This window comes from Muriicola sp. Z0-33, from assembly GCF_026126425.1.
Classification (GTDB): domain Bacteria; phylum Bacteroidota; class Bacteroidia; order Flavobacteriales; family Flavobacteriaceae; genus JAFMPW01.
Map to the genome: position 1 here is coordinate 504,688 of NZ_JAFMPW010000001.1, position 13,113 is coordinate 517,800.

Below are 13,113 nucleotides of genomic sequence, written 5' to 3' on the forward strand. Positions count from 1 at the left end.
TATATCAAATAATTTAAAACTAAAATAGATGCCATAAGTTGAGCCATTAGGGTATAATAATCAAAAAACGAAAATCATGTGGTCTAACTTTATTAAAATTGCCCGTCGTAAACTTTGGAGTAAAAAAGGAAATACATTTACCAAGCTGTTCAGCTTGTCAATAGGAATAGTAAGCCTGTTTTATATAGCAATCTATATTCAAAAGGAGCTTAGTTTCGATAAGTTTCATTCTAATTACCCAAAGATAGCCAAGGTCAATACCACTGTCCAATCCCCTACAGGGGACATTGCTCTCGGACTTAGTGCTACGCCAGTTGCCCCGTATATTAAATCCCAGTCTCCAGAGGTAAAAGAATTTGTTCGCATCAATAAGGAGTATGGGAGTCATGCCTTAAGGGTAGGCGATAAATTATTTTCAGAAAGCGAGAACATCTATTATGCCGACCCGACTTTTTTTAAGGTATTCGATTTTCAGTTGCTTTATGGGAATAGTTCTTCCGCCCTTGTTGGGCCAGATAAAATAGTGATCACTGAGCAAACAGCCCTGAAATATTTTGAATCGGTTAATGCGCTTAATAAAATTATTGAATATGACGGGGAGCCATTTACGGTATCAGGGATAGTGCAGAACCTGCCTTCAAATTCTCATCTTCAATTTGATTTCCTGGTATCTATGGATACTTTTATGAAAAGCAGGCTGCCCGATATCAATGATAACTGGACCTGGTTTCCTATGAATACATATTTGTTATTAGAGGATAACAAAAATATTGCAGCGGTTGAACAACAATTAAAATTAGTACCTCAGTATCAGGAAAGGAGTGCAACAAACGATCAGTACATCCTTTCGGCAGAAGCTCTAAACGGATTCCATTTTAGCAATCCCAAGCATGGAGATTTGGGGGCAAAAGGCAAGCTTTCCAATCTATATCTCCTCTTTGCAATTGGAATTATGATTTTGCTTTTGGCAGTTTCTAATTTTATCAATTTAACTACTGCTCAGGTTGCCACACAGGAACGGGAAGTTTCTGTAAAGAAGACCATCGGGGCTTCAAAAAGCGATATCTTCAAACAGTTTTTTGTAGAATCTATATTACTTACATCCCTTGCCAGTTTAATTTCACTGATCATTATCTCTGTATCACTTCCCTATTTTGAAAATTTCCTTGGCGGTCAGTTTGATATTTCCTTTTTACTGAAACCTTCAGTAATCATATTACTTCTGATATCGCCAGTTATCTTGGCTCTGCTTGCCGGTATCTATCCAGCATTTAAGTTTGCCAATATTTCTACTACTCATTTGGTTAAGCACCATGATAATAGGTTTAGAATATTTAATACAAGAACGGGATTATTAATTCTGCAATTTTCAATTACCAGCGTTCTGGTCATAGGCTCACTTATTATTTACTATCAACTCAACTATATTCAGAATAGGGATTTGGGGATAGAGACCGCCCGAAAAATAGTTTTGGATTACGGTCCAAATTCGCAAATAGGGACTTCATTTGAGGTGCTAAAAGAGGAATTTGCCCAAATTAGCGGAGTGGAAAGTGTTTCGTTTAGCTCTCATGTCCCGGGTCAGATTCCCAATGGTGTAGCTACTCAGATAATGGATCTTAGGGGAAGAAGTAACAATGGGGAAATTAACCTCAATCTGGTGGATTATGACTTTTTAAAAAACTATGGACTACAAATTGTTGCGGGGAGAGACTTCAGAAAAGGCGTTGCGGATCAGAATAACGCTCTTATATTAAATGAAGCTGCGGTCAAGGCATTTGGATATAGCAACCCCGAAGATGTTATCGGAGCTTCTTTTGAACAATGGGGAGGCAATGGGGAAGTTATTGGAGTAGTGAAAGATTTTAACTATTTATCATTACATGAAGACATCGGCCTTTTATCATTAAAAATATGGCCAGAGCAGTTTATGAAGGTTACCATGGAAATATCGGATTCAAATTTTGGACAAACTCTCGAGGTATTGCAGCATAAATGGGCAACATTATATCCCGAAATTCCATTTAATCATTATCAGGTGGAGGACAACTTCAGAGCTCAATATGATAGAGACAAACAGTTTGCTGGCATAATAAATTTATTCACAATTGTTTCTATATGCATAGGAATACTGGGATTAATTGCCTATTCCAAATTCTGGTGTGAAAGAAGACGTAAGGAAATGTCAATAAGAAAGGTATTAGGGGCTAATATTTCACTGCTGGTTTGGAAATTGTATAGTGGATTTAGCTTACCCGTCTTAATTGGTTTTATCCTTGCCGTTCCGGTTGCCTATTACCTGGGAGGAAAGTGGTTGCAGGAGTTTGCTTATCAATTTGAGCTCAACTGGTACTTCTTTGTGCTGCCATTAGTATTCCTTTTAGTTTTTGCCTGGATAGCAGTGGGTACCCAGACAATTAAATTAGCCCTTATAAACCCTGTAGAACACCTTAAGGAAGAGTAGCAGCGAGATGTGATGGGTTGTAGTTGCAAGGGGTGGTAGTTCAAAATGATAAAAAGAGAGATCACTTATAAGAATGTAAAATTTAGATATGTTATTACAATTAAAGAATATTTTTAAATGGGTTAATTCCGGAGGGCAACGTGTGTTTCTTCTTAAGGATATCAACCTGGATATCGAAGAAGGCGAGTTTATCTCGGTTATGGGCCCCTCGGGATCCGGGAAGTCTACCTTGCTAAACGTGATAGGAATGCTCGATAATTTTGACGAGGGGGAATATCAATTTCTTGATGAATCCGTGCATGCGCTTAAAGAAAAAAAGCGTGCTAATCTTTATAAAGAATATATCGGTTTTGTATTTCAATCCTACCATTTGCTAGATGATCTTACCGTAAAGGAAAATCTTGAGATGCCGTTATTGTACAAGAAAGTAAAAGGATCAGAACGCAAAGCGATGGTAGCTGATATGCTTGATAGATTTAATATTGTAGGTAAGAAAGATCTTTTCCCTTCTCAGCTCAGTGGTGGCCAACAGCAGCTGGTGGGTGTGGCGCGGGCACTTATCAGTAACCCTAAACTCATATTGGCAGATGAGCCAACCGGGAATCTAAATTCTCAGCAGAGCGAAGAAATTATGGACCTTTTTAAACAACTTAATGAAGAAGGAGTAACCATTATTCAAGTCACGCATTCGGAACAAAATGCGGCCTATGGATCACGAATCATAAACCTTTTGGATGGTCGAATGATCTAGTAGCTGGAGCAAGCCAATACAGCATAAGAGATTAGTATTAGCATATATCACTTTTCAATCCAATATTTTTAGCTTCTCAACCCTAAGATGTATCTTTGTTGTTTAGAATGATTTTACATAACAGAGGTACATAGGTATGGCTATGAAATTAGACAAGAAGGAAATTTTAAAAGCTCTCGAGAATATCACGGTCCCCGGGGAGGGAATGAATATGGTTGAAAGTGGCGCCGTACAGAACGTTCAGATTTTTGGCGATGAGGTAGAGATAGATATCACAATAGGTAACCCTAGCCTTCAGGCCCGAAAGAAGACAGAGGTAGAAATATTGAAAATTATACATAAAGAGGTTTATGAAAAGGCGAAGATAAAAGTCAATATAAAGGTAACTGCGCCTGCAAAACCTAAGGTGAATGAAATTAAAGGCAAACCTATTCCGGGAATTCAGAATATCATTGCCGTGGCCTCTGGTAAAGGCGGGGTAGGAAAATCTACAGTTACCGCTAACTTAGCCGTAACCCTTGCGAAAATGGGATTTAAAGTTGGAGTATTAGATGCAGATATTTATGGTCCTTCAATGCCAATAATGTTCGATGTAACCAACGAAAAACCCTTGGCCACAAATGTTGATGGTAAATCCAAAATGCGTCCGGTAGAGAGTTATGGTATAAAATTATTATCCATTGGTTTTTTCACCCAACCCAACCAGGCAGTGATCTGGAGAGGACCTATGGCTTCCAAGGCGCTAAATCAAATGATATTTGATGCCCATTGGGGAGAGATAGATTTTTTGTTACTAGATCTGCCACCCGGCACAGGAGACATTCATCTTAGTATTATGCAATCTTTACCGGTAACCGGAGCAGTGGTGGTGAGTACCCCACAGGGAGTGGCACTTGCAGATGCAAGAAAAGGAGTGGCAATGTTTAATCAGGAAGCCATTAATGTACCTGTTTTGGGGATCGTTGAGAACATGGCGTATTTTACCCCCGAAGAACTCCCTAACAACAAATATTATATCTTTGGGAAGGAAGGGGCCAGGCACCTGGCGGAAGACTTAGAGGTTCCGTTTTTAGGAGAAATTCCTTTAGTTCAGGGGATTAGAGAAGCCGGGGATGTAGGGAGGCCTGCAGCCTTACAAACCGCTACTCCAATAGAAACAGCTTTTGAAGCATTAACCAGAAACGTGGTTCAGGAGTTAGTAAATAGAAATAAGAGCCTACCTCCAACCGAGGCAATTAAGATAACAACAATGGCCGGCTGTGCCGCTGTAAATAAGAAATAATCATGACTTCAGAGGAATTGAGAGAAAAGGTGGAAATTGCATTGGATGAGATTCGTCCATTTCTTCAAAGTGATGGCGGTGATATCTCACTGGTGGCAATTGATGATGATACCCTGGTTAAGGTCAGATTAGAAGGTACTTGTGTTGGCTGTAGTGTAAACCAGATGACCTTGAAAAGTGGAGTTGAGATGACCATAAAAAAACATGCGCCCCAGATCGAAACTGTTGTCAATATCAATTAATACAATTTGACTTTTATCATAATTTCTAAATCGAGCCTTCTATAGCTTTGTGCCTATTCTAAGTAAATCCCTTCATGATTAAAACAGACATAATTATAATTGGAGCAGGACCTACGGGTCTTTTTGCAGTCTTTGAAGCTGGCTTATTGAAATTAAAATGTCATTTGATAGACGCCCTTCCTCAGGCAGGAGGTCAATGTGCAGAGATCTATCCGAAAAAACCCATATACGATATTCCCGGATTTCCTGAGGTATTGGCCGGGGAATTAGTAGATAATCTAATGGCCCAAATAGCGCCTTTTCAACCAGGTTTTACACTGGGGGAGCGTGCAGAAACTATTGAAAAGTTAGATGATGGTAGCTTTGTGGTCACTACTAACAAGGGAACCGCCCATTCCGCCCCAATAGTCGCAATAGCTGGTGGACTTGGAAGTTTTGAGCCCAGAAAACCATTATTAGAAAACCTTTCGGATTTTGAAGACAAAGGTATTGCCTACATGATTAAGGAGCCGGAGATCTACCGAAATAAAAAAGTGGTTATTGCCGGAGGAGGTGATTCTGCGCTCGACTGGAGTATTTTTCTCTCGGATATCGCCTCAGAAGTTACGTTGGTGCACAGAAGAACTGAGTTCAGAGGAGCGCTAGATTCGGTAGAGAAAGTGCAGCAACTTAAAAACCAGGGGAAGATCAATTTAATTACCCCTGCCGAAATAACAGGGCTCAAGGGAGATAATCATTTAGAGGCTGTTGTGATCAGCAAGGCAGGAGATCCTGCGGAGGAAATAAATTTGGAAGTTGATAATTTTATTCCGCTGTTTGGACTTTCACCCAAGTTGGGTCCCATTGCGGACTGGGGACTCGAGATCGAAAAAAATGCCATAAAAGTCAATACTTTTGATTATCAAACCAATATTCCAGGGATCTTTGCTATAGGTGATGTTAATACCTATCCCGGGAAATTGAAATTGATTTTATGTGGTTTTCACGAAGCGACATTAATGTGTCAGAGTGCATATCAAATAATTCATCCAAATAAGAGATATGTAATGAAGTATACGACTGTCGGCGGGATACACGGTTTTGATGGAAGCGTAAAAGAAGCACCCAAGGCTATTGTAAAACGGATAGATTAATTATGACAGACATTAAGATCAGAATTACTGACAGGGAAGGAATAGATCACGAGGTGGATGCACCAACAGATATGAATATGAATCTAATGGAATTGGTGCGTTCTTATGAGCTTGCTCCTGAGGGTACTATTGGTGTTTGTGGTGGAATGGCCATGTGTGCATCCTGTCAATGCTATATAGCATCTGATCATGCATTACCCGAAAAATCTGATGATGAAGAAGCCATGCTTGCCGAGGCGTTTTATGTAGAAGACAATAGCAGATTGGGATGTCAAATACGTATTTCAGAGGAACTTAATGGCCTGGAGGTTATCCTTGCACCAGAGTCCTGATCAGGAACTGGAATATTCCTTGTTATATTAGATCCTGGCCTGATAGGTAAATAGATTATAATACCGACCTTCACTTGCGATGAGCTCATCATGTGTCCCCTGTTCAGCGATACGCCCGTTTTCTATAACCAAAATCTGATCTGCCTTTCTAATAGTGCTCAGGCGATGGGCAATAACAAATGTAGTTCTGCCCTGGGTTAGGGCCGATAAACTTTTCTGAATAAGGGCCTCACTTTCGGTATCCAGATTAGAAGTGGCCTCATCAAGGATCAATATTTTTGGATCGGCCAGAACTGCTCTGGCTATGGCAATCCGTTGGCGTTGTCCTCCGGATAATTTTATTCCTCTTTCTCCGATCAGGGTATCTAGCCCCTCTTCAAAACGATCTGTAAATTCATCTACATAAGCAGATTTTACAGCCTCCTGTAATGCTTCATCAGAGGCATTTGGTCTTGGAAACAGGATATTCTCACGAATAGTGCCCTCAAATAAAAAATCATCTTGTAATACTACGCCTAAATATCTTCTGAAGCTATCCAGATTTACCTTTGAAAGATCATGGCCGTCAATGGTTATTTTGCCGGATTGGGGAGTTAAAAAACTAGCTGCCAAACCAGCAATGGTAGATTTACCAGATCCGGAACTACCTACCAGCGCTATTACCTCGCCAGAATTTGCTTTAAAGCTTACATTGTGTAACACTTCTTTGTCTTCTTCATAGGCAAAAGAGACATCTTCAAAAACCATTTTCCCATCTATGGCCTTGAGCTGAGTAGTCCTATCGTTTTCATCTGCTTCTGCCGTCATATTCATAAGCTCCTCTGTACGGTCTAATCCGGCAAGAGCTTCCGTAAGCTGACTACCGATATTGCTCATTTGCACTATGGGTGCAATCATTAATCCGAGAAGAAAAGTAAAGGTTAAAAACTCTCCTATCGTGAGCTCATCAATCATGATTTTATATCCACCAATACCCATAATACCGGTTGTTGCGACCCCTAATAAAAAGGTAGAGGAACTTGTCATAAATGCTGTGGCAGTAAGACTCTTTTTTACATTTTGGAAAAGCAGTTCCACTCCATTTTCAAAAACTTTATTCTCTTGCTTTTCCGCATTAAACCCTTTAATTACCCGGATGCCTCCAAGCGTTTCGGTAAGGCGGCCTGTAACTTCGGCATTTAGTTTGCCCCGATTTCTAAAAATGGGACGGATAATCTTAAACGCCTTTAAAGCAATGACAGCAAATATGGCCAGAGGTATTAGGGTAAATAATGTCATACTTGGACTTATCTGCAATAGTAGTATCAGAGAAACCACTGCGGTGACTGTGCCTCCAACAAGTTGCACCAGCCCAGTTCCAATAAGGTTCCTGACCCCTTCTACATCTGTCATTATCCTGGAGACCAATTCACCAGATTTTGTATTGTCAAAGAATCGTATAGGTAATGAAAGTATTTTCTTTTGTACTTGTGCCCGTAGTTCTGAAATCATGTATTGCGCCTGTACACTGAGGATTTTTGTCAATAAAAATGAAGTAACCGCCTGTACAAGTATGGCCAGTATTACTGCAGCAACCAGGATTTTTAAAAAATCCATATCCTTGTTGGGGATAATATCATCCATTAAGTATTTAAGAGATAAAGGGGCAACAAAACTCGCTGCTTTGCTTATCACGATCAGAATTAATCCTATAAATACAAGATTTCTTCTGGGCCAGATAATGGTCCTGAAAGCTTTTAGGATACTAACGCGTTTGTCAGACATTGGGAAATGGATTTAGTGCTGTAGAAGCGTGCAATTTACAGCAAATAAATGATGAATGGGGCGGTAGTTTGGGAAGCGGTCAAATTTTATGTCAAAATTAGCATTTAACAAAGAGGTCCATTAAATTCACAACTTATTACAATAAGCAATAAGCAATAAGCAATAAGCAATAACCAGTGAGCAGTAGACCTTGGGCAATATGTATTTCTGGGGAAATCAGGAAAATTTAAGTACTATGAGACGGTTTTTATTAGGGGTTATCATATTATTGGTTGCAGCAACTACAGTCGGTTGCAGTCCAATTGTCAAATCTCAGCAAGATTTGGAAAGGTGGCAGCAACAGGCAGAAAATGTTACCATAATCCGAGATGATTTTGGAGTACCTCACATCTATGGGAAAACAGATGCCGATGCTGTTTTTGGATTACTGTATGCCCAGTGCGAAGACGATTTTAACCGGGTAGAACAAAATTACATCTGGGCCATCGGGAGGTTGGCGGAAGTGGAGGGAGAAGAGGCTATTTATAGTGATTTACGTGCCAGACTGTTTATGACTCAGGATGAAGCCATTGCAAATTATGAGAAAAGTCCGGCCTGGTTAAAACAGCTTTGTGACGCATTTGCCGACGGAGTAAACTATTACCTTCATACGCATCCTGAAGTGCAACCTAAGTTGCTTACCAGGTTTGAACCCTGGATGCCAATGTATTTTAGTGAAGGGTCAATAGGAGGCGATATAGAAAGGATTAGCGCCAGAAAAATCGAAGCCCTTTATCAAAATGGGATGGAGATGCCTAAATCCGAGACTTTGGAGGCAAAAAAGAAGGAAGAAATGGCGGAGCCACAGGGCTCTAATGGGATTGCAATTTCCGGCAAACTTACACAAACAGGAAACAGTATGCTTCTGATTAATCCGCATACCTCGTTTTTCTTTAGGGGAGAGGTGCATGTGGTTAGTGAAGAAGGATTGAATGCTTACGGAGCCGTTACCTGGGGTCAGTTTTTTGTCTATCAAGGATTTAATGAGAAAACAGGATGGATGCATACCAGCACCTATACCGATGTCATGGATGAGTTTGAAGAGAATATACTGGAGACAGGCGGTGAACTATTGTACCAATACGGAGAGGAGATGCGAGAGGTAAAAACCTCAGAAGTAGTACTAAAATATAAGATTACGGATGGCATGGAAGAAAAAAAGTTCCCCATGTATCATACGCATCACGGTCCTATAACACATAAAAATGGTGATAAGTATGTTGCTTCAGCCATGATGTGGGAACCGGTAAAAGCTTTGCAACAATCATTTATCAGGACCAAACAGAAAGACTACAGTGGCTTCAGGGATATGATGGATATAAGAACCAATTCATCTAACAATACGGTCTATGCAGATGCTGATGGGAACATTGCCTATTTTCATGGAAATTTTATTCCTAAAAGAGATGATGAGTATGATTATTCCAAACCTGTGGATGGGAGCAATCCAAAAACAGACTGGAAAGGATTGCATACGGTAGATGAAAATATTATGCTCCTGAATCCGGAGAATGGTTGGTTGCAGAATTGTAATTCTACCCCATATACAGCTGCTTTGGAATTCAGCCCTAAGAAAGAAGATTACCCTGGTTATATGTCTATAGACAGGGAGAATTTCCGAGGTGTACATGCCATTGAATTATTGAAAGATCGCAAAGGTTATACCCTGGATAGTCTGATAACCCTGGCACACGACCCCTACCTTCCGGCTTTTGAAGCCCTTTTGCCCGGACTGGTTAAAGCCTATGACAATGCTGCACCCAATTATCCTGAAATGAAAGAAGCCATTGAGGTTTTGCGCAGCTGGGACTTTAAAACATCCAAGACGTCTGTGGCGATGACTCTTGCACATTTCTACGGCACGGCATATAATGAATCCGGGGAATACCCTGATGGAATGTCTCCAATGGAACGCATGGAATATTGGGGGGATGCATCATCAGAACAGGAAAGACTCAAAATCTTTAACACGGTACTTCTGAGGTTAGAGAAAGATTTTGGCAACTGGGAGATACCATGGGGGGATGTAAATCGTTATCAGCGTCTAAATGGAGATATTCGCCAGGCTTTTGACGATACCAAGCCCAGTATTCCGATAGGCTTTGCTTCGGGCAGATGGGGGGCTTTGGCAGCCTATGGCGCCCGTTACCACAACAACACCAGGAAAATTTATGGAACCCGAGGGAATAGCTTTGTCGCCGCAGTAGAATTTGGAGAAAGAGTAAGGGCCAAAACTATACTTGCCGGAGGTCAGAGTGGAGATCCCAATTCTCCACATTTTGATGATCAGGCCCAGCGCTATGCCGATATAGATTTTAAAGATGTGCCTTATTATAAAGAAGACGTTCTCAAAAGAGCCAGGGAAACTTATGAACCCGGGAAAAGAAAATAAATTCTTCTAGACATTCAGAATACCTCCATCGATGTTAATCGTGGATCCGGTTATCCAGGAAGCATCTTCTGATGCAAGAAATACGGCCAGTTTAGCCACATCCTCCGGAGCCCCTAGTCGCTTCAGTAAAGTGGCTTGGGCAGCATTTTCTACAGCCTTTTCCGGCGCTTCAAAAGCTTTTGCAGATTCCCAAAGTAAAGGAGTGTCCACGGGTCCGGGACAAATGGCGTTGGCTCTGACATCCGGGCCATAATCTACAGCAATTTGTTTCATAAGTGCAACGGATGCAGCTTTTGAAGCACAATAGGCAGGATGATTTGGAAAGCTTTTGAAAGCAGCTATTGAAGCATTTATTATAATATTGCCATTCTTGGTTTCGGCTAAGTGAGGTAAGGCATATTTGCAGATATAAAAAATTGAACTCAGGTTAGTATCCAGTGTTTGCTTCCACGATTCTTCAGAGAGCTCTGTAACGGCACCAAGCCCCAGGATTCCGGCATTTAAGGAAACGATATCCAGGGCACCATACTGCTCTATTGCAGCATTTACTAATTTTTTATTAGTTGAACTTTGACTGACGTCTCCTGATATAAAGATGGCCTGCCCTGAGGAATTCTTAATTTTTGTAAGAAGAGCTTGCCCCCTTTCTTTACTTCTTCCAGAGAGTACAAGTTTGGCACCTTCCAATGCAAAAGCTTCAGCAATGGCTTTTCCCATGCCGCTTGTTGCACCTGTTATTATGCATACTTTATCCTCAAGTTTTCTCAAAGGAGATGGTAGATTAATTTCTAGGTGAAATTAGGAAAAATGTAGCTTAGCAGGTAAAAATAGATAAAGAGATTATCCAAGGGTGCCGCCAATTGGAACTGTGCTAGTCCTTCACAATAATCAGCGAGGCTTTAGAACCGGTAGAAAGTAGCCATTTGTTAGAATAAATCAATTGTCCCTGATCGTCATAAACATCAACTTGGGCAGTATTTGGCCCGCTTGAACCCTGATTCAGTGCCTCAAAGTCCAAACGGTTGAATCCCTTTTCCAGATTGAGATTGACACCTTTAAAACTTCCGGTAAGGTACATATTTGGATCTATGACATGGCCGTTGGCAAAAATTCTTACCCTGTCGCCATCTACATATTCGTGATCGCGGCATACTATCCCAACGAATTTGCCGCCAGTTTTGACGTCCCCAAGGTACATATCGCCAAAGTGCTTACCAGACTTTCCTTTTTCAGCCTCTCCTACTTTTGGGTCTATTTTAAGGTCGTGCCCGGCTTGTTTAAGTTCCGTATCAGGTAGCATCTTAATATTTCTTTGATTCATAGAATCTTTGAAATTTATGTTGGACTTTTTATCCAAAATTGATGGCATATTAAGCACTGTTCCCTTATTTGGACTGCTTTTGATGTCCAGATTGTTCTCAGCTTCAATTTTAAGTGGCTTTGTCCTGGGAATATCGGACTGGGCCGCACCTATTAAGGGCAGTAAGAAGACGCCAAGAAGGGGAATAATACGGTTCATAGCAGCATTATTTAGTCGTAAAAATAACAAATACCTTGCCACAGGGATTTAATTTGCTGTTAAATTCGACGAAAGTCATAAATCGTATTAATGCTAATGATCTCTTGCAGCAACCTGCCATGAGCCTGTAATTTCTCTGTCTTCCACGGTGAGAAGCTCGTTGTATTTGGCAACTGTAGGGCAAATATGTTGTGGTATGGCGTAATAAGCGTCTCCTACTTCTAAGTTATTGTTTTCAGGACAGTTTACTACCAGATGTTCTTCACTCTGTGCTGTTTGCCCACAATGTTCCAATCCGAAGATCCTAACTCTGGGGAAGGGCATTTCCGGAGCTATGGCCTTATGCCCAAGATCTAAACATATTAATGAAGGACCAGGTTTACTGATAATTCTGGTAAATAAAACAGCGGCAGTCACGAAACCCATATCAGGGAATAAAGTACCGTAGCCATTGTCCCAGAGTAAGGTAGTTCCAGGGCTTGCTTCTACCCCCGGTCTTTTGGCATGTATCGGGAAAGTTGGGGAACCCCCGGCCACTATATTTTCAACCATAAAACCCTCAGATTTCAAAGCTTCCTTTAGTTTCAATACTCCATTAAATGCAGCATCACAGGTGGTTTTTTGTGTTGCAGGTTCTGTATGTCTAAGATGCCCATCATAGGCATGTAAGCCTTTGGATTTTAACTTTGGATGTAAAGTAATTGTTTTGAATAGCGTAATGGCAGTTTCCCCCGGTGCAATTCCCGTACGATTCATTCCGGTATTCAGATCAAGATATAGTGCTGCTTCAAGATCTCGTTTCTCCGCCATTTCCGAGATAGCACTTATACTTTTAAGGTTATCTACAATTGTAGAGAACTCAGATTTTGGATAGGCTGTGATCAAATCAAAAAATCTTCCAATATTGGCGCCAACAGGCTGCATGGCAAGGAGAATATCTTTTGCACCGCATTTTCCTAATAATTGGGCCTCCGGGATGGTAGCACATTTAAATTTATGTATCCCATGAGCCATCTGCATCTGAATAATTTCGGCAGTTTTGTGTGTTTTCACATGTGGCCTGAGGAAATCTGTACCTTCGGCCATTTCGATCATTTTCCGAATATTTTTTTCTATTCTATCCGGATAAACAAGCAGAGCAGGAGATACCAGGTCTTCCGTGTTTTTGAGGCTATACCAATTTCGCATATTTAGG

The 13,113-nt window shown here is 40.8% G+C and carries 11 protein-coding genes; 7 read left to right on the top strand and 4 right to left on the bottom strand.

The annotated features are described in order from the left end of the window. Positions 1-76 precede the first annotated feature (76 nt). The 6 genes from J1G40_RS02240 to J1G40_RS02265 all read left to right on the top strand — a co-directional run bounded on the left by J1G40_RS02240 (position 77) and on the right by J1G40_RS02265 (position 6,204). Positions 77-2,464: an ABC transporter permease gene (locus J1G40_RS02240; RefSeq protein WP_265240649.1), complete on the top strand. Its 2,388-nt coding sequence runs from the start codon at positions 77-79 to the stop codon at positions 2,462-2,464. A gap of 88 nt (positions 2,465-2,552) precedes the next feature. Continuing rightward, positions 2,553-3,215, top strand: a complete 663-nt coding sequence (locus J1G40_RS02245; RefSeq protein ID WP_265240650.1) for an ABC transporter ATP-binding protein — start codon at positions 2,553-2,555, stop codon at positions 3,213-3,215. Between the two features lie 142 nt (positions 3,216-3,357). Beyond that, a complete protein-coding gene (locus J1G40_RS02250; protein WP_265240651.1) occupies positions 3,358-4,497 on the top strand; it encodes an Mrp/NBP35 family ATP-binding protein in 1,140 nt (379 codons plus the stop codon). 2 nt (positions 4,498-4,499) lie between these two features. Then, positions 4,500-4,739, top strand: a complete 240-nt coding sequence (locus J1G40_RS02255) for a NifU family protein (protein ID WP_265240652.1) — start codon at positions 4,500-4,502, stop codon at positions 4,737-4,739. Positions 4,740-4,813: 74 nt separating this feature from the next. After that, positions 4,814-5,872 carry an NAD(P)/FAD-dependent oxidoreductase gene (locus J1G40_RS02260; RefSeq protein ID WP_265240653.1) on the top strand — a complete coding sequence of 353 codons (1,059 nt, stop codon included), beginning with the start codon at positions 4,814-4,816 and terminating at the stop codon, positions 5,870-5,872. Between the two features lie 2 nt (positions 5,873-5,874). Further along, positions 5,875-6,204, top strand: coding sequence for a 2Fe-2S iron-sulfur cluster-binding protein (locus J1G40_RS02265; protein WP_265240654.1), 330 nt, complete (start codon positions 5,875-5,877; stop codon positions 6,202-6,204). 27 nt (positions 6,205-6,231) lie between these two features. On the opposite strand, the gene J1G40_RS02270 is transcribed toward J1G40_RS02265, so the two are convergent. Beyond that, entirely contained in the window at positions 6,232-7,968 is a 1,737-nt protein-coding gene (locus J1G40_RS02270; RefSeq protein ID WP_265240655.1) for an ABC transporter ATP-binding protein, read from the bottom strand. Positions 7,969-8,203: 235 nt separating this feature from the next. On the opposite strand from J1G40_RS02270, the gene J1G40_RS02275 reads away from it, so the two are divergent. Further along, positions 8,204-10,399, top strand: coding sequence for an acylase (locus tag J1G40_RS02275; protein WP_265240656.1), 2,196 nt, complete (start codon positions 8,204-8,206; stop codon positions 10,397-10,399). A 6-nt stretch (positions 10,400-10,405) separates the two neighbouring features. Here the strand turns inward: J1G40_RS02275 and J1G40_RS02280 are convergent, their stop codons facing one another. The 3 genes from J1G40_RS02280 to J1G40_RS02290 all read right to left on the bottom strand — a co-directional run bounded on the left by J1G40_RS02280 (position 10,406) and on the right by J1G40_RS02290 (position 13,106). Then, positions 10,406-11,167 (bottom strand): SDR family NAD(P)-dependent oxidoreductase, encoded by a 762-nt coding sequence (locus tag J1G40_RS02280; protein ID WP_265240657.1) that lies wholly within the window; start codon positions 11,165-11,167, stop codon positions 10,406-10,408. A 103-nt stretch (positions 11,168-11,270) separates the two neighbouring features. Continuing rightward, positions 11,271-11,918, bottom strand: coding sequence for a hypothetical protein (locus tag J1G40_RS02285; RefSeq protein WP_265240658.1), 648 nt, complete (start codon positions 11,916-11,918; stop codon positions 11,271-11,273). Positions 11,919-12,011: 93 nt separating this feature from the next. Further along, positions 12,012-13,106, bottom strand: a complete 1,095-nt coding sequence (locus J1G40_RS02290) for a D-TA family PLP-dependent enzyme (RefSeq protein WP_265240659.1) — start codon at positions 13,104-13,106, stop codon at positions 12,012-12,014. Positions 13,107-13,113 lie beyond the last annotated feature (7 nt).

Coding starts and splice junctions, on each gene's coding strand:
- J1G40_RS02240 (WP_265240649.1), top strand. CDS start 77: ATGTGGTCTAACTTTATTAAAATTGCCCGTCGTAAACTTTGGAGTAAA.
- J1G40_RS02245 (WP_265240650.1), top strand. CDS start 2,553: ATGTTATTACAATTAAAGAATATTTTTAAATGGGTTAATTCCGGAGGG.
- J1G40_RS02250 (WP_265240651.1), top strand. CDS start 3,358: ATGAAATTAGACAAGAAGGAAATTTTAAAAGCTCTCGAGAATATCACG.
- J1G40_RS02255 (WP_265240652.1), top strand. CDS start 4,500: ATGACTTCAGAGGAATTGAGAGAAAAGGTGGAAATTGCATTGGATGAG.
- J1G40_RS02260 (WP_265240653.1), top strand. CDS start 4,814: ATGATTAAAACAGACATAATTATAATTGGAGCAGGACCTACGGGTCTT.
- J1G40_RS02265 (WP_265240654.1), top strand. CDS start 5,875: ATGACAGACATTAAGATCAGAATTACTGACAGGGAAGGAATAGATCAC.
- J1G40_RS02270 (WP_265240655.1), bottom strand. CDS start 7,968: ATGTCTGACAAACGCGTTAGTATCCTAAAAGCTTTCAGGACCATTATC.
- J1G40_RS02275 (WP_265240656.1), top strand. CDS start 8,204: ATGAGACGGTTTTTATTAGGGGTTATCATATTATTGGTTGCAGCAACT.
- J1G40_RS02285 (WP_265240658.1), bottom strand. CDS start 11,918: ATGAACCGTATTATTCCCCTTCTTGGCGTCTTCTTACTGCCCTTAATA.
- J1G40_RS02290 (WP_265240659.1), bottom strand. CDS start 13,106: ATGCGAAATTGGTATAGCCTCAAAAACACGGAAGACCTGGTATCTCCT.